Genomic DNA, 24,182 nt, shown 5'->3' with positions numbered 1-24,182 from the left:
GAATGTATGAGTCAACTGACCAAGAGCAGGTTTGAAATGATTATTTTGGATGTTCCCGCATGTCGACTGAAGAAATGGCTGTATTCAGCCAGTCACTTGTTCTCTTACCCTATTCTATGGTGGTGTGACGAGCGTAAACCTGCCACCACTGCGCCTCATGAGAAGCTTGACGGTGTACTCTGTTCAGGAATGAATGATAATGAACTTCAATGGTCTTTGCTGATCGGTCTTAAAAATTACCAGACCCGTGTTCATTTGGAGCGGGAATACCGTTTCTTATCCACCAAACTGGAAGAAATCAAACGAGTGGAGTGTGCCAAAATATCACTTAGCAAGCAAAAAAACATCAGTGAAACCAAAGCCTATGAATGGATGCGCACGCAGGCCATGAATGAACGCAAGAAACTGGTTGATATTGCAGAATCAGTGTTGACTGAAATTAAATAATAGCTAAATCGTCAAGAAACCCTGCCTGTTGAACAGGCAAGGTTTTTTTCATGCATTTTTTTAACCTGTAACACTGACAGTCAACGCTTCCTTGGTACTCCGGCGATACAGGGCCAGCAGTGTAATAAATTCAGATACGATGGAAGCCGCATTGAGGGCTGTAACACGTGTAGGATCACGATCCGGCAGCACCTCCACCAGATCACAGCCGATCAACCGAATTCCCGCAAGCCCCCGAATCATCTGAATCGCTTCATACGTCGTGAATCCGCCCACTTCCGGCGTGCCTGTCCCGGGAGCAAACACAGGGTCCAGAAAATCAATATCAAAGGTCAGGAATACGGGCGTATTGCCCACCCGGTCTTTGACTCGCTGACACAGTGCCTCAGGCCCCAGCCTCTTGACGTCATCGGTGGTGAGCAGATCGAAGCCGAGTCCCCTTGTTTCTTCATAATGTGTCAAACTGGAATGCCCCCTCATTCCCATCTGAATCGAGGTTTCGGCATTGATCCAACCCTCTTTCACCCCATGATAAAACATATTGCCGTGTGAATATTTACGGATCTCGTCCATAGGCTCCCACGCATCAGAATGCGAATCAAAATGCACCAGACTGATCGGCCCGTATTGCTCCGCTGCTGCTTTCACATGAGGATAGGAAATGGAATGATCTCCACCCAAAATAATTGGTACGATTCCGCTTGAATAAATGGGTGCTAATTGTTGCTGTACCGTTTCATATGTCTGTTCAATGTATCCGGGATAGATGGAAAAATCACCATAATCAATACCTGATAAATATTCACTGCTATCAATGCCTTGAGCAGGATTGGTTGTTCTGATCCGCTGCGACATTTCCCTGATGGCTGAAGGGCCAAATCTGGTGCCTACCGCATACCCGGCTCCTGTATCAAAAGGGTTGCCGATAATCGCATAATCTACGTCCTCCAATGTCTGAATATGGGGCAAATGCATAAACGTTCGCACCCCGGCAAAGGCCGGCTTTCCTCTTTCCAGTAAGGGACGATACATGAACAACACTCCTTTGGATTTTTTCGCATATAAAAACAAAAAAACCGCTCCCTTATCTATGATAAGTTAGCGGCTCTATTGCCGATCAAGTGTTAATCTATCCAGAAACAACACTTGAATATATGCATTTGTTATGGGTGTAATATAGCAAACTTTGCGATTATCGTCAACTTTTTCTTTTGCCTGATTATGGATTGATCTGCTTCTTGATATAATACGTCTCCATCACTTGCATAATGGACTCTCTTTTAATAGGTTTGCTTACATACGCATCCATGCCTGCCTTCAAGCACTTGTCCATGTCCCCTCTCACGGCGTTTGCCGTTACCGCAATAATATATGGACATGCTTCAGGACCCAATAGCTCCTTAATCGCTTTTGTCGCTTCGAATCCATCGAGTCTTGGCATATGCACGTCCATAAAGACAATATCGTATGCATTACGTTTGACAGCCTCTACAGCCTCAACACCGTCCGCCACATGATCTACAAAGTGTCCCTTTTTCTCGATCATCCTGCTAAGGACAAGCTGATTCACCTCATTGTCTTCCGCGATCAGAATTCGCAGAGAGGCTGCTCTGTTTTTTTGCTGTTGTCGATCAAACCTGCTGCTCTCTTCACTGTTGTTTAATTTGAAGCTGGTTGTAAATATAAAGGTTGTACCCGGTTCATCCGACTCTTCAATCCAGATATCACCCTGCATGAGCTCCACTAGTTTCTTGCTGATGGCGAGCCCCAAACCGGTGCCTTGAGGTTTGCGGGTCATGAAGTTCTCCAGCTGGTAGAAGGGCTCGAACAATTGTTTTCTTTTCTCAGCCGGAATCCCTATTCCTGTATCCTTGACTTTAAAATACAGCTGTACGTTATTGCCGCACTGCTCCTTAACCCCAACTTCGATATCCACGCCGCCTTCTGAAGTGAATTTGACCGCGTTGCCGATGATATTGGTAAGTACCTGCTTAAGGCGGTAAGCATCGCCATACACCGGAGTTGGAATGGCATCATCCAGCGATAAGCGGATATCCAGCTTTTTCTCGCGAACAAGTGGTTTTACGATTTGCACGGTCTCTGTCACGATTTCTCCAATATCAAAGGGATCGTCCACCAGATCGGTTTTGCCTGATTCGATTTTGGAAAAATCAAGGATATCATTAATAATGGCCAGCAGGGAATCTCCACTCTTCTGGATAATTTCAATATATTCTTTTTGTTCCCCGCTAAGTCCAGGGGTATCCAGGAGCAGGTCCGTCATCCCGATGACACCGTTCATGGGGGTACGGATTTCATGGCTCATCATCGCCAGAAATTCACTTTTGGCCTTATTCATTCTCTCGGCTGTCTCTTTGGCTACAAGCAGTTTTTTCTGCTCGGTAATATCCTTCGCAATCAGGTAAAACCCAACATTGTTTTTATTAATAATGATCGGAGCAAGCGTAGCCAAGACTTCTGTCTCACTGCCATCCGTGTGGCGAACGGCGTTAATCTCCTTCTCGGCCATCTCATAATTACTGCGCAGGATCAGGCCCAGATTACTGACTCCGATAAATCTGCTGATGCTTGTACCAATCATCTCAGATACCGGACAGCCCGTCATGTTCACGGCTACAGGATTCGCATTCATAATGTTACCATCCATGTTAAACGAAATGATGGCGTCATGATTATATTTCTTAAGTGAAGTGTACCTTTCCACAGATTCCTGCAACTTAAATTCAATGAGTTTCCGTTCGGTGATGTCCTGCAGTGTTCCATTTAACTGGACTGGCTGATGGTGTTCATCGAGGGTAATCAACCCGCGCAAGTGAAGGTATTTTTCACTTCCATCTGACCGGACGTGCTTGTATTCAAAATCAAGCGGCTCCCCTTGTTTTACCCATCCAATTTGTTCTCGTAAAGATGCTGCATCCGCCGGAGTCATCACATTGAAAACATCACTTGCCCGATATGGTTTGCGGGTACGTTCAAGTTCAAAGATCTCAAAAATCTGATCTGAAATGGCAAGCTGGTCATTGACCATATTCCACTCCCAACTGCCGATCATGGCTATGCGTTCCGCTTCTGCACTGATTTCCTCATGTTTCTTTCGCTCGGATACATCCCGTCCAATCGAAAGAATCTGCTGCTCGTGTTCAGGATCCCCGATAATCTTGTACGTGGTTTCAAACCAAAGATAATGCCCATCTTTATGACGGACCCTTATATTCAGCAAATTACCAGAACTCAAGTCCATTTGCGAGATCTGCTCCAAATCTTGTGGATGGAAATAGGCATTATTATTTTGGCCAATTACGTCTTCTGGCGAGTAACCCAGTAAATGTTGGACTGAGGGTGAGCAGAACCGGCATATCCCATTAAAATTGGCGATATAGATGATCTCCTGAGCGTTATCCGAGATAAGCTTAAACATCTCTTCACTATGCAAAAGTTTTTGTTCGTACACTTTCCGATCGGTAATATCTACAATATGGCAAATGAAGTAAAGAGGCTCATCCGTTACTTCGTCTCGAGCCAGAGATACATGCAAGGAAATCCATAGTACCTCACCATTTTTTCTGATGTATCGCTTTTCATATTTTTGCTCGTTGGACATGCCCTCAAACAGCTCGCACACATAGACCGTATCTTTTGATGTATCATCCGGATGGGTAATGTCCTGGTAACTAAGATGGATTAACTCCTCACTAGTAAAACCCAGCATACAGCAAAAAGCAGGATTTACTTTCATCCATTGCCCTGTTGGAGCAACGAGTGCAATTCCAATAGGCGCTTGGTTATAGATCTGCTCGAACAATTCATGATGGTCGACCTTTTGAACCTGCATGTTAAGCTCTCCTTTGGTGTATAACTCTAGTTAATTAATTATTGTCGAATTGTATAATTTTATTGGATATCCTTTGCTCACTATTTAGTCGGTTTAATAACGATGATCTCTGCTTAGTACCCAGTATTTTAACCATTGAAACGGTTCTTTTCAAGAGATTTGTGTCTTTGAAACCAAACAAGGCCTGGAATCCATTATCATGGAACTCCCGACCTATGTCGCTATATATCATTATAAGTCATATGAGTACACGGAGTCGTAAGTAAAAAATGTCAACGCTCCCGCCCAACGATATAATCCAGCAGATGCTTCAGAAATGGAACATGCTTGGGCATATCGTTCAGCGCATCGGTTGCAAGACAATAATGTTCCCACATCTCCTTTTTCGCCCCATCTTCCCCTAAAATGGATACAAAAGTTGAATTGTTGTTCCGTGCATCCTGTCCTGCTGGTTTACCAAGAACAAGATGATCCCCTTCCAGGTCCAGCAGGTCATCCTTGATTTGAAAAGCGATACCTGCATGATATGCGAATTTCTTCAAAGAGGCGATTTCCGATTCCTTCACTTGTGCCAGAATGGCCGGCATTACAAGTGCTGCTTCAAAGGCAATGCCTGTTTTGTAGAAACAGATCATGTTTAATTGTTCCAGTGTCAGTGCTTTTCCTTTGGAGTTCAGGTCCATCGCCTGCCCCATGCACATGTCTTCTGCTTTTTCAGCCGAATACCGAATAAGGGTTAGCACCGTTCCTGCGTCGAATTGACCAAGAGAAGATTGTTCCCCTATGGCTTTCTGGATGAGAAACAGACCCGTCAATTCCGCTGTAGCGCTGTTATGCACCTGATGCAAGGTCGAACGCCCCCGCCGGGTTGAAGCATTATCCTGTGTCGGCAGATCATCAAAAATGAGGGAAGCAGTATGCATATACTCCAGTGATCTTAATAGGGGAACGATCGATGCTTCTGTAAGTCCATACTCACGCACACCCATTACCCAAGTTAAGATAGGCCTCAGCCGTTTGCCATCTCCCTGCAAACTGTAATTGGCTGCATCAATCAGCGTTTCTTTCATCTCCGGTATTTCAATCGGTTTGGAGATTTGCAATTCAATATTAATCTGTTCGCGAACCGTTCGAATCGTATGAAGAAAGTCTTCTTTTTCCTTTTTGTCATTTTGAAGATGAACAATCACCTGATCCCTGAGCAATTTGTCGAGAAAATCCACATCATCCGCTTTTCGAACCATTTGCTGAACAAGCTGATTAAATTCGGGCTGGCCCGATGCAAATATGTTCATGATCTCATTGTATTTCGCCTGGCCAAGTCGCTCTTTGCTGCGCTTGAGGCCGTTAATGGCGCGATCCAATATGACTTCACGTGTCTTCTCGTCCGAGTCATACACGCTATGGATCAGATGAGAGATGACCGTCCAATACAGCTCATACGGATTAATTAAATCGGGACGCAGATCACGATATTTCAAATAGTACGTATACGGGGTGACGGCCCCCTCTTCCATATCGTCAAACATATCGGCAAAATCATCAGCAAGCTGATTGTATATTCCATAGTAGAACGTCCGCAGATCAAAGCCTTCGTCCTCCGAAGCGCTAAGCACTGAACGGACGATGAGTCTCGATGAAGATGACTTGATAATAATCGGTACATACAGCTCTTCATTGGTATAATTCGCATTGCTGATTTTCTTCGCCCGGTCCAGTTCCTGGGATTCAAAAAATACATAGGATTGCTCGAAAAATGTACGCTGCATCTCAGGTCGCTGGTAGTTCTTGATGTATTCAAATGCTTCCCGCAGCTCCGAATGAACATACTGAATGACTTCCTGGTTCGCTCCATTCCACTGGCCAATGTCAGGTACAATTCCAGTGAGCAGCGCTTGGCGAATCATCTGGGAATACTGCTCTTTCTCCTGCACACTCAATGCTTGTGAATCCAGAAGGTCGTCAATAAAAGGATAGGTCAATCCATATGAATAGCCCAGTCTGATCGCTGCATCAAACCTCTGCGAACGTTCCGCAATTGGAGTCATCTCATCCATTTCATCATTCACGTGGAGGACAACGCCAAGAATAATTTTAATGAGCTTTCGCTGTGCCTGCTCTGCGTCCAATTCCTTTGGAATATTCGAAGCTACATTCTTAAGCTTCTGGATTAGCCAGATTACGGCTGTCTCCACATTTTCCTTCTGAGCCCAGCGATACAATGAGGCCACACTGATATAATCGGGCTGCTCTTTGCGTTTGCCTGCATTGGAGCGCATGAAATACTTCTTGGTATCCCGCGCTACGCGCTGAATGCGAGCCTGCGTTTCGGGAGAATCCAGCGCCTTGCCCAGATCTCTCATGTAAATGTATGAGATACTCCGATCCAGGTAATCATCCAGTTTGCCTGTAACGTTAAGCCATTGGATGTATCGATACACATCCCGGGAATCGGGTTTTCTTTTGCTTCGTGATACCAAGGGCAACCAGGAGTATCGATGAATATGTTTTTTTTGCCATAATTGAAAATCTTGGGTAAGCTTAGTTGTATATGTGTTGTTCATTAGCTGCTCGTGTAGGGAAGTAAAATACTGGGCTGCCTTTTGCTCAGCCAACTGATATCCTGTCTCAGCCTGATCTATAAGTACGTTATTCATAGGATGGATACCTCAACTTCTATTAATGTTAAACATGTATCCATGAGATGAGTATGAAGGCGCTCCATGGACGAAACTGTTGTGAATTCATGCTGTAACAAATTCGCCAGCTCATGTTCATAACCTATATACGGTGTTCCAACGTTTTGGTTACGAAATCGTCATGGGTACACCACGAATGCTTGTTTCTACAGAATGGAAGCCCAGACTTTAACGGCTGTGATCGCAATGAGCACGATTAATCCATAGCGAAGTACACTCACATTGATCATCGAACTGACCCTCGAACCGAGGGACGCCCCCAGAAGACTGCCAATAACCGTATAAATAATAGGTTCAATTGGAATGTCTCCGCCCGTAATTTTCCCGATCACTCCACCGATGGCGGATATAAACACGATGGCAAGGGATGAAGCAATGGTTGTTCGTGTAGGTATTCGGAGCACTGTCAGCATGATCGGTATCAGGATGAAAGCTCCACCCGCACCTACGATTCCCGAGACAATTCCCACGGCAAAAGCGGCACCCGCAGCAATCCATCTGTTAAATACCAGATCATCAGCAGCCACTTCTGTTCCCTTTCCAGGAATCAGCATGAGCACAATCGCCACAATCGCCAATATTCCATAGATCAGATTGATGACATCCCCATCCAAATGTCCGGATAGGATACCTCCAATCAGACTGCCGGCAAGAATGCTGGTGCCCATGTATGCCACAAGTGCTCTGTTCACAACAGCATGCCCACTTCTTGCTTTTCTTTTCTTTCTCTGAAATGCCACCACACCTGCCAATGAGGAAAAAAACACCTGGAACATACTAATAGACGAAACCTCATGTGCAGTGAAGGGCTCAAGTCCCGTCAGAGAAGGAACATACAAAAGCAGCGGGTAGTTAATGATAGCTCCACCAATACCGAGTAAACCCGAGAAGAAGGAACCGAACAGACCAAGTATAAACATGATGATAAAAAGCAGAACATCCATCGGTTATTCTTCCTTTCATGTGATGAAAAATCTTGTCAAAAAACAGTATACGCAGCGAATATAATCGGCTATAATAAAAACCAAGTAAATTAATCAGAAATGAGTGATTAAGCATGTTTAATGTGTTGAAGACTCTTTTTGAAAATAAATGTCCACTCTGCAACGAAAAATTGCATGTCCATAATGACGCACTGTGTGCCACCAAAGCTTGCTCACAATGCCATTACAAAGAAGAGAGCTATGGGTCTCTCGGTGTACGTATTGTGTATGACACCCCAAAATGATAAAAATCACATGCCTGCTTATTGTATCACGTCTGAGCTGACTCGATAAGCACCCGGTACTAGATGAGATATGTCCTTATAAATATAAAAAGGTGCTAAACGAATTGAAATCGTTCCGCACCTTTTTGCTGTCTATTCGAAAATTCGGTTAATTTCCAAGCCCGCTCAACGGGTCTTTTAAATTGTTTATATTATTGATCAAATCGGGAATCCCGGTACTCTGCCAGTTTTCCGCGGTAAACCCCTGCTCTGCAATCGTTGTCTCGAAACGATCCACAACTTCGGTTAATTGATTGTTATAACTGACCAAATTTTCATGAATGCTCTCTCCGATGGCGGGAGCCGTAAGCTGCGAGAATTCACTCGCTTCCGCTTGAATCTGATCGATTTTCGCTTGGATCTGCTCTGTCACTTCCGGGTTGTTTACCGCTTCCGTTGCCAGCTGCTGAAGATCCGCGCCAGCGCTGGATACCTGCTCTATATATTCGGTAGCCCCACTGACGTAATTCAAACTTTGGTTCGCTTGTTCCACGACAGAACAGGCAGAGATGATCAAAATACTTGAAGCAATAAACCCCGTCATTAACAGTGTTTGCCTTCGTTTACGTTGAATCATGAGCATCTTCCCTTCCTCATAACAGAAGTATTATCCCAACTTGAATGATAGCTGTTCCACATACCTGAATGCAAATGAGTCTGCACTCACGGGAATGAACATGTATAATGGAAGAATCACACGGTAAAGGGATGTCATGAATATGCTTCAGGCTTTGAATCAGCGCTTGAACCGCATCATGCCACTGATTACTCCAATCAGCATTATCATTGGCGTACTTTGCGGAAATCTTCTTTCTTCGTATACTTTTTTATCACCATGGCTTTTTGCATTTATGACGTTTGCAGGAAGCATCAGTCTCGGGATCAGGGATTTTCTGAGCGTGCTGAAAAAGCCTTTCCCGCTGTTTGTTTGTTTATTTATATTACATTTGGCGATGCCTCTGATCGCGCTCGGTATGGGACATCTGGTTTTCCCGATGGATGCCTATACGATAACCGGACTTGTTCTTGCAGCCGTCATTCCGACAGGTGTAAGCAGCTTCATCTGGGTAAGCATTTACCGGGGCAATATTGCACTGACGCTATCCATCATCCTAATCGATACCATGCTGGCTCCGTTTGTCGTTCCTGGTGTGTTATCTCTGCTGATCGGCACCAGTGTTACGCTGGATATGGGAGCAATGATGAGCAGCCTGTTCTGGATGATCGTCGTGCCTTCTCTGCTTGGCATGCTGCTAAATGAGTGGACCAAAGGAGCAATCGTTCCGGTGTGGGGCCCAAGACTAAACCCATTCTCCAAGTTGTTTATGGCAGCCGTTGTTGCGATTAACGGATCCGTTGTAGCTCCATATCTCGCCGATTTCAACTGGAGACTGGCCGGCCTTGCAGCAATCATCATTTTTCTGGCTTCCTTTGGCTATGCATTAAGCTACTTCATTGCTAGATTGCTGGGCTGGAATGAGGCTGACCAAGTCGCACTCGTGTTCAATGGAGGCATGCGTAATATCAGCGCAGGAGCGGTGCTGGCCGTATCCTATTTCCCACCTCCGGTAGCTGTCCCGGTTGTTCTGGGGATGGTATTTCAACAGATGCTGGCTTCGCTGACAGGGTATCTGCTTGGACGACGCTCGCAGCTGCTGCAAAATGCGGATAAAACATCCGCCGCCTAACATTTGCAAAGTTTGCTATAAAAAAACAGCAACGCTCCAATATAAAAAATGGAGTACGTGCTGTTTTTTTATTAGCCACATAAATCATAAGACGCTTCTTAGTTAAACCTACAACGTATTAAGGAAGCCCACGATTCTTGCCGCCAATCTCGAATGTCCTGCCTGGTTGGGATGAAGCCCATCAGGCACACCGTTTTCGCCAGTAAAGTATAAATTTTTATGTACCTTCAATAAAGGTTGTATTCCCGCAATGTTCCACAGATCACAGACTGGAATGGAGTACAATGATGCCACCTCTTTGATCGCAGCAATATACTCTGAGTATACTCGTCCGGTCACCGGATTGGGCAAATATTCAGGTACGGCTGTACTTGATCCATGCGGAGGAGTCAAAAAGACAATCAGCTTGGTTGGGTAACGCTGGATCAAGCCCTCTGCAACATGCTTAAGTGCCCCATAAAATGTATCTGTCGAGCTCGGGGATGTGTTGATGTTACCAAATGCAGTCGTACCGCTGGAAAAATCATTTCTTCCTCCCATAAAAAAAATGATATCTGCATCAGCATTCAGTTGTTCCATTCGATTGCACATGGGTTCAAGCCCTCCATCGACTACACTACTCCCCGAAATTCCATGATTCTCATAGGATCGAAACCCTAATGCTCTACTGACAAGCTCCGGATATGGATGCTCTCCTTCGCTCAGCCCATAACCATAAGTAATGCTATCTCCTAGAAAGACAGCCTTTTGTCCTTTATATAGCTCAGATTGCAGCAACATACCCCACTCCCTCTTTTTCCCATTATAATATATCCGCATAACCTGTCTGGCTCTGGATCTTCATTTTTTCCCGATGGGTGTAATAAAAACACCATCAGCATGTGATGGTGCTTTTATCCTTAACACTTACTTTTACATTTGCTTATTTCGGTTGAATATATCCTTCAGCTTTAAGCAATTCCGCAATCAGGACAGCGCCACCTGCAGCACCACGCAATGTGTTGTGAGAAAGCCCGACGAATTTGTAATCATACAGGGAATCTTCACGCAATCTGCCTGTCGATACGCCCATTCCGCGCTCGATGTCACGGTCCAGTTTCGTTTGTGGTCGGTTTTCTTCCTCAAAATACGTAATAAACTGTTTTGGCGCACTTGGCAATTCGAGTTCTTGTGGGCGTCCTTTGAACTGCAACCAGCGGTCCAAAATTTCATCTTTGGATGGTTTTTTCTCAAAGTTTACAAATACGGTAGCCAGATGTCCATCCGTAACCGGAACACGGATACATTGCGTCGTGATTAGCGGTGATGAAGCCTTCACAATCTCATTATTTTGAACGCTGCCCCAGATGCGCAGAGGTTCTTGCTCACTCTTTTCTTCCTCGCCACCGATGTATGGGATCACGTTATCCAGCATTTCAGGCCAATCCGTGAAGTTTTTGCCTGCTCCCGAGATGGCTTGGTAAGTGGAAGCTACCACTTGAGTTGGGTTGAACTCACGCAACGCGTGAAGTGCAGGTACGTAGCTCTGAATGGAGCAGTTTGGTTTAACTGCAATAAATCCGGTTTTGGTGCCCAGACGTTTACGTTGTGCTTCAATAACTTCCAAATGCCCTGGATTGATTTCAGGAATAACCATCGGTACATCAGCCGTCCAGCGATGAGCCGAGTTGTTGGAAACCACCGGTGTGCCTGTTTTGGCATAAGCCTCTTCAAGCGCTTGGATCTCATTCTTTTTCATATCCACTGCACAGAAAATAAAATCAACCTGGCTCGCAAACGCTTCGACCTGGGAAGCATCCTGCACTACGATTTTTTTCACCGCTTCAGGAATGGGGACCGCGAGTTTCCATCTGCCCTGAACGGATTCTTCGTAGGTTTTGCCTGCCGAATTGGCACTCGCCGAAATAGCTGTTACTTCAAACCATGGATGACCATCCAGCAGATCCACAAAACGCTGGCCCACCATTCCTGTTCCTCCAACAATACCGACTTTCAATTTTGCTGTCATATCATCATCAATTCCTTTCGGTGTGAGTAGAATATTAGTTATTTCATTTCCTGTAATGGTTGCTGGGACTTCGTGATTCTTCCCTTAATAAACACTATTCAGGTGATTCCAAAGCGTGTAGCCAACACCCCGGAAAAACCAAAAAATCCCACCCCCAAGACAGAAGTCTCAGGGACGAGATTGAATACTCGTGGTACCACCCAGATTCGCCAATATGTCGCCATATCCGCCTCTTTGAGTTAAGGATAACAACACGTAATAAGTTGTCATTGCCTATACTCCAGCTCTGTAACAGGAGCTCCTGTCACACCATCCCTTACGTTTAAGTTCCGATGTGCTGCTCTGAGTCTTTATTCAACAAAAAATTCTTTACCCCTTTTCAGCTGCCGGGGCTCTCTGAGAAAGAATACTTTTATCTACTCATCTCTTCGTCGCATTTGATATTGCGATTATAATATCAAAGTTACCATTGCGAAGTAAACATATTTTTTATAATTTGCTGCAAATGGATATTTAATTACTGCATTTTAGTGACAAAAGTATAAGTTACCAGGTAGGTTGAAGATTTAGCGCAAAAAATTTACCAGTGTGCCCCTTCAATATTCAGGTGCTGTTTGGAACAGTCATTAACTAGCCCCATTGCGTCGCAAGCTGCTTGAGATACGGAGACAGCATGGGCTGCAGTTCCTTGCGCATGAGTCCGATCTCAAGGATCGCCTGAATGTATCCGAACTGATTGCCAATATCATAGCGGCGGCCCTCAAGTTCAAGAGCCAGCAGTTCCTCTATCTGACTGACCTCTTTTAAAGCATCCGTTAACTGATACTCTCCTCCTGCACCTCTCTCGATCTGGTCCAAAATTGGAAAAATGGACGGTTTCAGAATATATCGGCCCATCACCGCTGTTCTTGAAGGCGCTTCCTCCACTGAAGGCTTCTCCACAAGATTGGTAATCCGGTGAACCCGGTCCTCTGCACCTGCTGAATCGATGATGCCATATTTACTTACGTCCGCAGCCTGAACTTGGCATACACCCACGATCTGGCTGCCCGTCTTTTCATACAAATGAATCATTTGTGCAAGTGCCGGTGGATCAGACACCATGATATCATCCCCCAGCAGTACGGCAAACGGATCATCTCCCACGAACTGACGGGCACAACCGATGGCATGTCCAAGTCCCAATGGTTCTTTTTGACGGATAAAATGAATGCTAGCCATATCACTAATCGCCTGTACTTCTTCGAGCAATTCCTGTTTTCCTTTGGCATATAGGGAATGTTCCAGTTCCACCGACTTGTCAAAATGATCCTCAATTGATTTTTTGTTGCGTCCGGTCACAATAATGATATTTTCAATGCCCGATTGTACCGCTTCTTCCACAATGTATTGAATGGCCGGTTTATCCACAATAGGAAGCATCTCTTTGGGCTGTGCCTTGGTTGCTGGGAGAAAACGTGTCCCAAGTCCGGCTGCCGGGATGACTGCTTTTGTAATTCTCATATCATGAAACACTCCTTTCATTGGTACCAGGATTCGGATCGAGCACGGTCGCGGACACGGCCCGGAAAACCCAATACCGACTGGCAATATAGTTTAAGAACATTCCCGAGAGCGTCGCCGCTGCCTTGCTAACGACCAGATTCCAGCCAAGTATACGGTTCGAGAGGAACAACATCAGGGATGAAAACACAAGAACAAACAGATTCGTAATCACAAATCGCAGCAATTCATGCTTCTTGCCTTGTCTTCGCGCATCCCGAAACGTCCATCTTCCGTTCCACCAATAACTGTTCACGACCCCGCAGCTATAAGAGATAACCTGGGCGATTAAAACAGGTGTACCCAAGGCGGCGAGCAAGGTGAACACCAATGCATCCACCGCCGTATTCATGACACCCACAATCCCGAATTTGATCAAAGTGACCACACGATTAGTCATGGTGAGCAACTCTGCCTGTCAGCCGCACTTGCCCGGACTGACTCTCCGACGGATACACATCTCGCACAATATAGAGAGGTCTTGCCTTGGTTTCATCATAGATGCGGCCAATGTACTCGCCAAGAATGCCGAGCATAATGAGAATGAATCCATTAAAGATCAGCATGATACTGACGATGGAAGGCCAGCCTTTGATCGTAGAATCCGTAAATATCGCGGAAGCAATCACGCTCAGCATATAGATAAATCCGCCTATGGAAAGAATAGCTCCCAAGTAACCCGCAAGCTTGAGCGGTTTATATGAGAATGAAGTGATGCCATCCAGACTCAATTTCAGCATGCGTTTCAGCGGATATTTGGTCTCCCCTGCCAGACGCTCATCCCGTTCATATTCAATCGCTGTCTGTCTGAATCCGACCCAGCTGACCAAACCACGGACAAAACGATTTTTCTCCGGGAGGCGTTTCATCTCATCACACACTTTGCGGTCAATCAGCCGAAAATCACCCGTGTCCACTGGAATATCCGTATCGGTCGAGGCACGCAGCACGCGATAAAACATGCTTGCAGACCACTTTTTGAAGCGGGTTTCCCCGCTTCGTCTGGTTCGGCGGGCGTATACGACTTCATAGCCCTCTTTCCATTTGGGAATCATGTCTAGAATCAATTCGGGAGGGTCCTGAAGGTCTGCATCAATAATGACGACTGCATCACCTGCTGCATAATCCATCCCTGCGGTAATCGCAATCTGGTGACCGAAGTTCCGTGCAAAATCAATCAATTTCACACTCTCGTCCCAACGTGCGTAGTCACGGATCATCTGCGCGCTTCGATCGACGCTGCCGTCATTGACAAACAGCAGTTCATACGTCTCTCCCGTACTACCCATGACCTTTTTTAAACGTCGATAGGTTTCTTCAATGACCGCCTCTTCGTTGTACATCGGAATAATGATGCTGTAACGGCACATTTGAGCCATATTCGTTCCCTCCCTTTTCAAATTCGGTTCATTCCACTTGACCATCTCTATAATTTCACTTCATACAGGGCACTCTGCCCGCCGAAGCCAGCTCCACTGTCTGTGCCTGTCGTCCACTCTGATGTTGGGATTTCGGTACCATGCTCCACGATCCAGTTGCTGATGTCCGAATTACCTCCCCGGCCGCCCATACCACCAACCATGAAGTATTTCACTTGCCCACTCTGCACGAGTTCTTCCAGTTCCTCCGTGGTATACACCGGATCAGAACCCGAGAAGCCTCCAAGCGTAATGACTGCCTCATTCTCATCAATAATGTAAGGGGCTGCCTGGTTATAATCTGTTGTTGCAAAAAGATACGTTTCTCCTGTGTTATGCTCTCTGAGATAATTCAACGTTGTTGTATCCACTTCTTCATTCCTGCTTCCAGCTCCGCCTCGTCCGCCAGCCGCTCCCATTCCGACGCCAAACATGTTTCCGCCTGATGCAGGAGGTGTTCCTGTACCGGAATGATCGACATCAGTTTTGTCGCTCGAAGAAGACGGGAAGGATTGATCCGCATCACCTGAAGCATTTGGTGGAGTCATGCCCACGTTGCCATTCCCTTGTCTGCCGCCCATACCCATTCCTCCGAACATTCCATTGGAACCTGTAGGACCAGCCGCAGGAATCATGCTGTTACCGCCATAGGTAATGGGCGTGAACGCCCAATAGACCGGACCAATAAGCATAACCATGAATCCTGCGATAACCATTCCTTGTTTCCATGGATGCGAACGATTGAGCATCACGATCAGGATGATCGTCATCAAAAAACCTGCAATCAATTCGCTGATGGACCAACCGGCACCGATGGTGTCATTATAGACCTGCATAATATACCAGCCGAAGATCGTAGTGAACATGACCGAAAGAGGAAGCAGCCAGGCCTGCCAACCATTACGTTCACGATATGCCTTCCACATGGCTACAAATCCAGCGCCAGTAAGTGCGGCAATCGGTGGAGCGAGCATGATCAGGTAATATTGATGGAAAAAACCAGCCACACTGAAGAACGCCGCAACCGGAAGCAGCCAGATCAGCCAGAACGCAGCTTCCTTATGTTTCATCGTTATATTTCTTCGTCTTAACCCTGCAAAGAGAGCAATGCCTCCAAGCAGTACCGTGGGCAAAAGCCAGCTGGCCTGTCCGGACAGTTCGGTCTGGAATAGCCGCAGCGGACCTTTTTCCCCTGTTCCAAACATGCCGCCCATTCCTCCGCCACCATTGCCTCCTCCGAAATTCCTTCCGTTTGGCATCTCACCGCCATTTGGCATCTGACCTCCTTGCGGGAAATTCATTCCGTTCATTCCACCCATTTCACCTGCTGCACCGTCGTCAGATGGATTGCCTGAAGGAGCCGAGTTGCCCGTTTGACCAGAACCTTGGACGGAGGCAGAAGCATTATCCCGATTATTTCTGTCATCTGCAGCGTTGGGCATACCTGCACCCGCTGCTCTGTTCTGCTGGCCCGTGAGACGGGACAGACCGTTATAGCCAAAAGCAAGCTCCAGCACCGAATTGGTTTCGCTGCTTCCTATGTAAGGCCGCTGACTTTCCGGTATAGAATCAACCGTCACTGCCCAGGATAGGGAAACAACGGCCAGTACTGCCGTACTGCCTATAAGCAGGATGATTTTTTTTCTCCATTTCGCCTGGAATGCGAGCATGTAAAATATATAAAATGCCGGTAGAATCATGTAGGCTTGAAGCATTTTCATGTTAAATGCAAGTCCAATGAGTGCAAATGCTACGAGGATTCGCCATGGACTGCCCTGTTTGGTACCTTTGAACAAAAACCAGGAACCCAGCAATAACGTAAACACCAGCATGCTGTCGATATTGTTGGTACGGCTTACTGCTGCCACAACGGGTACAGTCGCCATGGCAAGAGCAGATATACGTGCTGCTGCTAGCCCGAATGTTGGCTTGACCATAAAATAAATCAGCAGGACTGAACCAATCCCCGCCAACACTTGCGGCAAAATAACACTCCATCCGTGTAATCCGAAGACGTAGGCAAAAGCCGTCTGGATCCAAAAGACGACGGGTGGTTTATCTACGGTTACTGAGCCAGCCGAGTCCAGCGATGCATAGAAGAAATTGTGGAAATTTCTCAGCATGCTCCCTACGGCGGTCGTATAATAGGAATTGGCATATTGATCGTTCCAGATCCCATACCCGTTCAGAATTGCCGCCAATAATACGATCGGCAGAAGGACAAGATCAATCCTTCGTTTGGCATTATTCAATGTCAATCACTCCTTCTCGCTCTTCATGATTGTATTGTGACATGCCAAAATAAAATTGGGATGAGTGCCCGCTGAATGTTACCTGAGGATAAGTTCCAAACCTTTCAGCTAATTTTCAGTTTGGCAAGCGATAATACATCATAAAGCCCTCAAGGATCAGGGCATTTTTTAGATGGATTTAACAGGGAGGCATGCCCACTTATGAAGCTAAGTACGGGAATTAAAATCCTTTTGGCCGATGATGAACCACATATTTTGCAATTTCTGGAGCTTGGACTCAGCAATGAAGGCTTCGATGTACGAACAGCACCGGACGGTGCTGCAGCACTTGAACTGGCGCTGGAATTCCGGCCACATATGGCGATTCTGGATGTGATGATGCCGGAGATGGATGGATTCGAGGTGGTTGAACGTTTGCGCAAGACTGGGGCTCAGGTTGGAGTCATCATGCTGACAGCCAAAGATGAAGTCGAGAATCGGGTTAAAGGTCTTTGGCTCGGTGCTGACGATTATATGATCAAGCCCTTTGCCTTTGATGAGCTGCTGGCCCGGATTCAGGCAAGACTGCGTAATCAGTTTCCATTATTGATCGGTGCCGTAACACACGGTCCGTTCCGAATTGATGATCAGCGCAAAGAGATTACGTATCATGAACAGATTCTTGAATTGTCTCCTACCGAATATGAACTATTAAAGTTCATCGTACTGAATCATGGTATCGTGCTGAGCAAAGCGACCATTCTTAGTCGTGTATGGGGATACGATTTTGGCGGGGAAGAAAATATTGTTGAAGTCTATATACGTTCATTGCGAGACAAACTCGGGGATAAAGAGCATAAACTCATTCGCACCCTTCGAGGTGTTGGATACAGAGTGGATCTTTGATGAATTCTTCAATGAAACAACCTAACACACGTTTTGGGCGGCTGCACCAGTGGCTCTGGCCCCATTCGCTGCGCTCTCAGTTACTCGCACGCTCCCTGTTCATTCTTGCTGCATTGCTATTGTTAATCGGAATTCTTCAATTCTGGATTATGGAGAGCTTTCTATATCGCAATCAGGCAAAAACGATGGAAGAACAGATCATGTCCATGCCCCCTGTCTGGCTCGGACTATCTTCACGGAATGAGTCATTCAACAACCCGTTTGCGGGACAGGCAGGGACGGATGCACGAGCCTCGGGTAACAGGCTGCTGTACATTCCCGATCGTTCACTCGCCCTGTTCGACAACAAAGGGACTTTTGAAGATGTTTTTGGTGAAGATGGCCTGACGGCCCCCCATCTCACTTCTGCTGAATACCAGGAAATCACAGATCAATTAATGGACAAGCGGCACGTGCCCTACCGGATTGTGACCGATCGTTTAGGCAATGATCAATTGATTGTTTTTGCCTCGCCTGGGCCGCGTAATCGGAATTTGTCCATGGTTCAAATGGGCACCCCGACGAAGCCGCTGAGAGATCTGATTATGAAACAGCTTCTTATATTCGTAATGCTGTCCCTTCTGGCGATGATCGCGGGTCTAATTCTGTATATCAAAGCCCTTCGCCGCACATTGATTCCGTTGTCCAGTATGGTAGATACCGTGCAGCGGATCGATGCGGGCAGCTTGGCAGAACGCCTGCCCGCTACGCAGGGTCAACAGGAAGTGGACCAACTTGCGCTATCCTTTAACGGTATGCTCGAAAGACTAGAACGATCGTTTGAAGCAGAACGCGAATCCAAGGAACAAATGCAGCGTTTCCTGTCCGATGCTTCCCATGAACTGCGGACTCCGCTGACATCCATCCACGGATTCATAGAAGTCCTGCAGCGGGGCGCGGCCACCAACAGCCAGCAATTATATCGTGCACTGGACAGCATGTATGGTGAATCTGTTCGAATCAATAAGTTGGTCGAGGACTTACTGATGCTGAACAAACTGGATCAGGCTCCGAAGCAGGAGCAAGAAGTCGTTCAGCTTGATCATCTGCTGCTTGAGATGCAGCCACAGCTTGCCATGATGGCTCGGGAACGCCATGTCCATCTGGACCTGACCGCTGGTATATATGTAATGGCCGACCCACACAAGCTGAAGCAAGTGGTTCTCAATTTGTTTCACAATGCGGTGCAGCATACTCACTCGGAATCGGGTTCCATTACTCTGACGTTGTATGCTGTTCACAACAAGGCAGAACTGACTGTGAAAGATAACGGAACCGGCATTGAGCCGGAACATCTTCCCCATATCTTTGAACGCTTTTACCGTACCAGTTCTTCCCGTTCAAGAAAAGAAGGCGGAGCCGGCCTTGGTCTTGCCATTACACGCTCCATTATTGAGTCGCATGGCGGGAGTATCACGGTAACAAGTAAGGTAGGCAGCGGAACGACGTTCACCATTGTATTGCCCCTATCAGAGGCGGCTGCATGATTACAACAAATAACCCTTTCATCTCTGCGGAGAACGGGAAAGGGTTATTTTCTATTTATCTTTTAAAATTTCCATTTCAAATCGAAGCTCGAGCAGTAAGGATGTGGTCCACTTTCTCAATCCAATAATGGTGTTCATCTGCAAGCAGTGTTTCCCAACCTAGGTCCGCAGCAGGCTTGAGATTTTTCATTTGATCATCTAATCAGAACTCCCGCCAGGTCCAAAACAAGCTGAGGTTTGTTTTCCATTAAATCACCTCGAATAGATAAGAATCGTTTCTTGCTAAGGGTTATATGACCCACCACCATCGTTAACAAAACTTCATCATTGCGGATTCCAGGACTGTATTACCTTATTTCCTGCATCGATGGCATGGACATTGCTGATCGTCTCCATCAGACCCAGATGATCTACTTTTTGATAGGCTAATGGCATCTTCACAATAAACGTATTATTTTTCGGTTTTACCTCCTGAGTCTCTCCATGGATGTATTCAATTCGAATTTTGGCAATAGGGATGTCGGAGTATAATGCCCCCCACATGAAATTGCCTTTATTGTTTTTGGGCTCCGCGACAACGAGGAAGGCAGGACCCAGATCTGAACTGGCTGACCAACCTGACTCCGTATCTGCATCAACATGAAATCTGCCGTGCTTCTGTTCATAAGCTGCGAACACATACTGTGTTTCATCCAGATAAAGAACCATCTCATTCTCCTGATCTGTATTTACGATCTTCACCGGTGTCTTCCAATTCGATTGGACAGCCTGGTCCAATGTTGGATATCCGAAGATACGATTCCATAGAAATATGACCGCCAGTATTAACAGTAGGAGCAGACTGATACTTATCCATATTATTTTCTTCATACTTCCCCTTTTGTCCTACCGTGTATTCACTTCAGCAGTTAACACTTAGCACTTGCACACCATTAACGTATTCCCATCAGGGTCCTGAAAGTTAAACCAATGATCATGCTCAATTGACGTCGTTATATTTACATTTTTGGATTGCATGAATGCATAGGCTTCTTCGATATTGTGCGTATCAAAATGAAATGCTGGCACCTTAAACGTATGCTCCTCGGCATAAATTTTGCTGTCCAGCACAATCCGTGTTCCAGTCATCGGAATGATGAACAAGTGTCCAAATAATATCTCGCCGCCTGCAGGCAAACCCAAGATATCACAATACCAATCTCGTGCTCTCTCAACGTTACTGACAGGAATAAACACCGTGCCAATCCGATTCAGAATGGGACTCACGCCAGTCCCTCCTTTTCCATAAACTCGTCTTCGGTCAAACCAAAAAGAATCAGGTCATGATAAGTACATTCGCACGTAACCTGATCTGTTCATCCTGCCAAAAATAATGACTATAGTCGATTTCTCTCATCTGTTCATTCCCCATTTCCATGCGGCTCGTTTTCACCCATAAAGTGAACTAAGCTTATAATAACCCATATTGTGGAATTAAAGAACGCCAAATAGCCCCCCGGCAGGGTATCCTGCCAGGAAGCTATTATTCATCTATACGACCGATCAAGCGAATTATTCCGGATATTGAGGTTTGGTCACGTTATCAGGAACGGATTCGTCGAAGACATCCTGACCTGGATAATCCCGTACTTCCCCTTCGTGAAGCTCATGGTTCTCATAATCAAAACGATGCGCGGATCTCTGATCCACTCGCCATGGTGAGCTCTTCCCGAGAGATTCGGACAATAGAGATGAGCCATAGGGGCCCTCCGGGAACTCCTCGAATGCCAGGTCATTTCGCTGCGACTCCACTGTAGACACATCGGTGTATTCGCGCCTTTCTTCCTGTAGAAATTTATCCTTCATCGTTCGTCCCTCCATATCCGCTTTAAGGTATCCAAAAGATATCCAAGGCACGTCTATTTTGAGCGAAAACCGACCCAATTATGCATATCTACTGGAAAAACGCAGCGTTTTTGCCTGATTCCCGGGATGAATCCGTGTTGAGATCCCTCTCATTAAACCCTACCGTATCAATATAAATAAAGCAAAAATTATAAGGCCTATCACACAGATGACGGTATCCCGTTTGGACCAACTCAACAAGGTGGAGCGTACTCCAAGCAGAGAGTTCTCTCGTACTTTTCGCATTTCCATCGCGATCGTCATCTCTTCGGCTCGCTGGAACAACGACATTAATAAAGGGATAACCATCGGTCCCAGATCCCGGATCCGAACCGTATTCGGTTTCAGCGCAGCTTTACCTCGCGCCCGGACAATCAGTGAGAATCGCTGCCACTCGCTCCAGATCATCGGGATAAAGCGAAAAATTAACGAAACTGCAAGTGCAAACGAGGCAACGGGCAGCCTGATTTTTTTACCGATGCCCAGCACCCAGTTTAACCCCTCCACCATGCGTCCGTATGGAGTGGTTAGCGAAAACCAGAGACTCGCTAAAGTGACGATAAATAAACGATACACATTTAAAAGCGTTGCCTCTGCCTGTAACAGAGAAAAACCGAACCGAAGATTTCCTCCTTCTGCTGCAAGCGTTGTTCCAGATAACGCCGTTGATATGATGAAGAACAGCAATAAGGGCTTCATCAGCTTAACGCAGCCCGCGAGTGTCTGTCGGGGTAAAACACTTAGAGCCAAAACTACCGGTACCAGTGTGAGGGACAAACCGAGCCAGTGGTGCTGCAGCATTGCTGCCGTCACTAGCAAAATGTACAGCATCCATTTGAGACGCGGATCCATGCTGCTATAGAGGTCCTGAGGTTGCGGTACAGCTTTAACTTCAATTGAATTTTCCTCATTAGCCGGCTCGTGTTGGTTCACATGACTTGTCCCTGGCACTTCAGATGAATGCTGCATACGCTGGTGAAGCTTATCGGAGGTAACTAACTTAGACTGAATAATATTTGCGGCCATCTCCTCTGGCATCAGTGCAGTAGACAAATGAATACCTGCAGCTCTGAATTGCTGTGCAAGTCGCATGGAAGGCGGCAACCCGATTGCAGCCTGTTCCAGCAATTCAGGCCGAGAATGAAGATCTCTCGGTGTGAGATCCGCTATCAATGTTCCTTCCTGCAGTAAGAGAACACGATCCGCAATCGGTAAAAATGTATCCAGGTCGTGAGTAGCCACAACCGCTCCCTTGCCTGCATGTCGATGCTGTTCAAGCATGTCAAGCAGAAGCAACACACTCTGTGCTTCCAATCCGGCGCTGGGTTCATCCAGCAATAGCCATTCAGGCTTCGTTGCAGTCCCCAGTGCCAGACCGAGTCTTCTCCGTTCTCCCCCACTCAGCGCAAAAGGTGATCTGTCCAAATGGAAGCGCTGCTCCAGCTTGTCCTGTCCAGATGGCGGGTCCCACTGTTCAAGAGCCTCGATCATCTGAATTTTCTTTTGTTCGTCCGATAATCGATATGGACGCAGAGAGTATGAGAACTCTCGCCTAATGCTTCGTGCAAATAATTGTTGCTCCGGGAATTGAAATACCAATCCCATCTGCAGCAAAATGGACTGCGGTACCTTCCCATGCTGCCAGAAAGGTTCACCATTCAGTGTAATGCTGCCTGCACTTGGCGGTTTGAGTCCTCCTATCGTTTGCAATAACGTGGTTTTTCCCGATCCCGTGCAGCCCAGAAGCAAGGTAATCTCCCCGCTGTTGAGTTGCACGGACAGATTCTGCAGAAGTGCTCGTGATTCGGTTTCAGGCGCTGCAACAGTCAGGCGATCTAATTCAATATGCAACGGGATGCCTCCTTCACCAGCTGTTCTGGTCGCAGTGGTGTGGCGTGATTCAACATGCCTTGCCGTTTGAGCAGGAGAGCCGTTTTTACGGTAAAAGGGGGATCCAGCCCCAATTGTTCACATGGTGATTGTGTCTCAGCATCTGTTGGAGAGGAGTCCTTGTCCGGACTTCCATAGAAAAACGATGACGGTGCTCCGTCATACACACAGCGGCCCTTTTCCAGCGCAATTATTCGATCACTTAAAGTTGCCTCTTCCAAATGATGTGTAATCCAAATGACCGCGGTTCCTTGCCGGACGACTGATTGAACAATGGTCTCCATTCGTTCCCTTGCTCCCGGGTCCAGCATGGCTGTGGGTTCATCGAGGATGAGCACATCAGGCTTCGAGGCCAGCGCTACCGCAATATTGAGCAATTGCTTCTGGCCGCCAGACAGGCGGGAAATCGTTGTTTCTGGTGGATAGTTAAGGCCAACCATATGTAAGGCATCTTCTCTACGCCGTATTTGTTCCTCAATGGAATCAACCAATGGGGATAAGGTGAAATGAAATTCTTCCTCGATCGTATCTCCAAGCACCTGCGCATCTGGCTGTTGGAGCACTCCCCGGACCGCAAGCTCAGGAGTAGTATGTCTTTTCCCGCCAGAAAGGGGGGTGAATCCGATCAACACCGCGGCAAGCGTGCTTTTCCCGCTGCCATTCGCTCCTACAACACTGACCCATTCTCCTGAATGTACGTTCAGAGAGACGCCATCCACCGCCTTGCGAACTTGGCCTGCTTCGGCGGCATAATGGACACGTGCATGTTCCAGTGTAATTAAAGGTGTAACATCCTGCATCGAAATTTGGTCCTTTCCCTTTT

20 protein-coding genes and 1 other annotated feature are annotated in these 24,182 nt (G+C 46.5%); of the genes, 4 read left to right on the top strand and 16 right to left on the bottom strand.

Going from position 1 to position 24,182, the window contains the following annotated elements; translation table 11 throughout:
* The first annotated feature begins 6 nt into the window (after positions 1-6).
* The gene (locus AAIH57_RS02775; protein WP_175396378.1) at positions 7-447 is read left to right on the top strand and encodes an ANTAR domain-containing response regulator; all 441 of its coding nucleotides are present in this window, start codon (positions 7-9) and stop codon (positions 445-447) included.
* A gap of 60 nt (positions 448-507) precedes the next feature.
* Here the strand turns inward: AAIH57_RS02775 and speB are convergent, their stop codons facing one another.
* The 5 genes from speB to AAIH57_RS02750 form a co-directional block, all read right to left on the bottom strand.
* The gene (gene speB, locus AAIH57_RS02770; protein WP_175396377.1) at positions 508-1,479 is read right to left on the bottom strand and encodes an agmatinase; all 972 of its coding nucleotides are present in this window, start codon (positions 1,477-1,479) and stop codon (positions 508-510) included.
* Positions 1,480-1,666: 187 nt separating this feature from the next.
* On the bottom strand, positions 1,667-4,300 hold the full coding sequence (locus AAIH57_RS02765) for a PAS domain S-box protein (RefSeq protein WP_430020460.1): 2,634 nt from the start codon (positions 4,298-4,300) through the stop codon (positions 1,667-1,669).
* A 272-nt stretch (positions 4,301-4,572) separates the two neighbouring features.
* Positions 4,573-6,957: a polyprenyl synthetase family protein gene (locus AAIH57_RS02760; protein WP_430020459.1), complete on the bottom strand. Its 2,385-nt coding sequence runs from the start codon at positions 6,955-6,957 to the stop codon at positions 4,573-4,575.
* Positions 6,958-7,145: 188 nt separating this feature from the next.
* The gene (locus AAIH57_RS02755; RefSeq protein ID WP_430020458.1) at positions 7,146-7,943 is read right to left on the bottom strand and encodes a sulfite exporter TauE/SafE family protein; all 798 of its coding nucleotides are present in this window, start codon (positions 7,941-7,943) and stop codon (positions 7,146-7,148) included.
* A 432-nt stretch (positions 7,944-8,375) separates the two neighbouring features.
* Complete coding sequence (locus AAIH57_RS02750) at positions 8,376-8,843, bottom strand: DUF6376 family protein (protein ID WP_430020457.1); 468 nt, start codon at positions 8,841-8,843, stop codon at positions 8,376-8,378.
* 142 nt (positions 8,844-8,985) lie between these two features.
* On the opposite strand from AAIH57_RS02750, the gene AAIH57_RS02745 reads away from it, so the two are divergent.
* On the top strand, positions 8,986-9,954 hold the full coding sequence (locus tag AAIH57_RS02745; RefSeq protein ID WP_430020456.1) for a bile acid:sodium symporter family protein: 969 nt from the start codon (positions 8,986-8,988) through the stop codon (positions 9,952-9,954).
* 108 nt (positions 9,955-10,062) lie between these two features.
* On the opposite strand, the gene AAIH57_RS02740 is transcribed toward AAIH57_RS02745, so the two are convergent.
* The 6 genes from AAIH57_RS02740 to AAIH57_RS02715 form a co-directional block, all read right to left on the bottom strand.
* Positions 10,063-10,734 (bottom strand): SGNH/GDSL hydrolase family protein, encoded by a 672-nt coding sequence (locus tag AAIH57_RS02740; RefSeq protein WP_430020455.1) that lies wholly within the window; start codon positions 10,732-10,734, stop codon positions 10,063-10,065.
* 142 nt (positions 10,735-10,876) lie between these two features.
* Complete coding sequence (gene asd, locus AAIH57_RS02735; RefSeq protein ID WP_430020454.1) at positions 10,877-11,962, bottom strand: aspartate-semialdehyde dehydrogenase; 1,086 nt, start codon at positions 11,960-11,962, stop codon at positions 10,877-10,879.
* 167 nt (positions 11,963-12,129) lie between these two features.
* Positions 12,130-12,403 (bottom strand) — a binding site (T-box leader).
* A gap of 189 nt (positions 12,404-12,592) precedes the next feature.
* Positions 12,593-13,465 carry a UTP--glucose-1-phosphate uridylyltransferase GalU gene (gene galU / locus AAIH57_RS02730; RefSeq protein WP_175396369.1) on the bottom strand — a complete coding sequence of 291 codons (873 nt, stop codon included), beginning with the start codon at positions 13,463-13,465 and terminating at the stop codon, positions 12,593-12,595.
* 1 nt (position 13,466) lies between these two features.
* Entirely contained in the window at positions 13,467-13,904 is a 438-nt protein-coding gene (locus AAIH57_RS02725) for a GtrA family protein (protein WP_430020453.1), read from the bottom strand.
* Positions 13,897-14,883, bottom strand: a complete 987-nt coding sequence (locus AAIH57_RS02720; protein WP_430020452.1) for a glycosyltransferase family 2 protein — start codon at positions 14,881-14,883, stop codon at positions 13,897-13,899. The genes AAIH57_RS02725 and AAIH57_RS02720 overlap by 8 nt, the downstream gene beginning before the upstream one ends.
* 47 nt (positions 14,884-14,930) lie before the next feature.
* Complete coding sequence (locus AAIH57_RS02715; protein WP_430020451.1) at positions 14,931-17,174, bottom strand: glycosyltransferase family 39 protein; 2,244 nt, start codon at positions 17,172-17,174, stop codon at positions 14,931-14,933.
* 201 nt (positions 17,175-17,375) lie between these two features.
* Between AAIH57_RS02715 and AAIH57_RS02710 the strand changes: the two genes are divergently transcribed.
* Positions 17,376-18,059, top strand: a complete 684-nt coding sequence (locus AAIH57_RS02710) for a response regulator transcription factor (RefSeq protein ID WP_175396366.1) — start codon at positions 17,376-17,378, stop codon at positions 18,057-18,059.
* An 11-nt stretch (positions 18,060-18,070) separates the two neighbouring features.
* Positions 18,071-19,585 (top strand): sensor histidine kinase, encoded by a 1,515-nt coding sequence (locus AAIH57_RS02705; RefSeq protein WP_430020450.1) that lies wholly within the window; start codon positions 18,071-18,073, stop codon positions 19,583-19,585.
* Positions 19,586-19,909: 324 nt separating this feature from the next.
* Here the strand turns inward: AAIH57_RS02705 and AAIH57_RS02700 are convergent, their stop codons facing one another.
* The 5 genes from AAIH57_RS02700 to AAIH57_RS02680 all read right to left on the bottom strand — a co-directional run bounded on the left by AAIH57_RS02700 (position 19,910) and on the right by AAIH57_RS02680 (position 24,159).
* Complete coding sequence (locus AAIH57_RS02700) at positions 19,910-20,455, bottom strand: hypothetical protein (protein ID WP_430020449.1); 546 nt, start codon at positions 20,453-20,455, stop codon at positions 19,910-19,912.
* A gap of 45 nt (positions 20,456-20,500) precedes the next feature.
* Positions 20,501-20,851: a VOC family protein gene (locus AAIH57_RS02695; protein ID WP_430020448.1), complete on the bottom strand. Its 351-nt coding sequence runs from the start codon at positions 20,849-20,851 to the stop codon at positions 20,501-20,503.
* A 285-nt stretch (positions 20,852-21,136) separates the two neighbouring features.
* The gene (locus AAIH57_RS02690; protein ID WP_175396361.1) at positions 21,137-21,430 is read right to left on the bottom strand and encodes a hypothetical protein; all 294 of its coding nucleotides are present in this window, start codon (positions 21,428-21,430) and stop codon (positions 21,137-21,139) included.
* A 159-nt stretch (positions 21,431-21,589) separates the two neighbouring features.
* On the bottom strand, positions 21,590-23,320 hold the full coding sequence (locus AAIH57_RS02685) for an ATP-binding cassette domain-containing protein (RefSeq protein ID WP_430020447.1): 1,731 nt from the start codon (positions 23,318-23,320) through the stop codon (positions 21,590-21,592).
* Positions 23,305-24,159 (bottom strand): ATP-binding cassette domain-containing protein, encoded by an 855-nt coding sequence (locus AAIH57_RS02680; RefSeq protein WP_430020446.1) that lies wholly within the window; start codon positions 24,157-24,159, stop codon positions 23,305-23,307. The genes AAIH57_RS02685 and AAIH57_RS02680 overlap by 16 nt, the downstream gene beginning before the upstream one ends.
* Between the last annotated feature and the right edge of the window lie 23 nt (positions 24,160-24,182).

Origin of the sequence: Paenibacillus sp. MABNR03 (assembly GCF_050455445.1) — a bacterium.
Lineage (GTDB): Bacteria > Bacillota > Bacilli > Paenibacillales > Paenibacillaceae > Paenibacillus > Paenibacillus xylanilyticus.
Note: the sequence above shows the minus strand (reverse complement) of the source record. Positions and strands in the feature narration are given on the sequence as shown.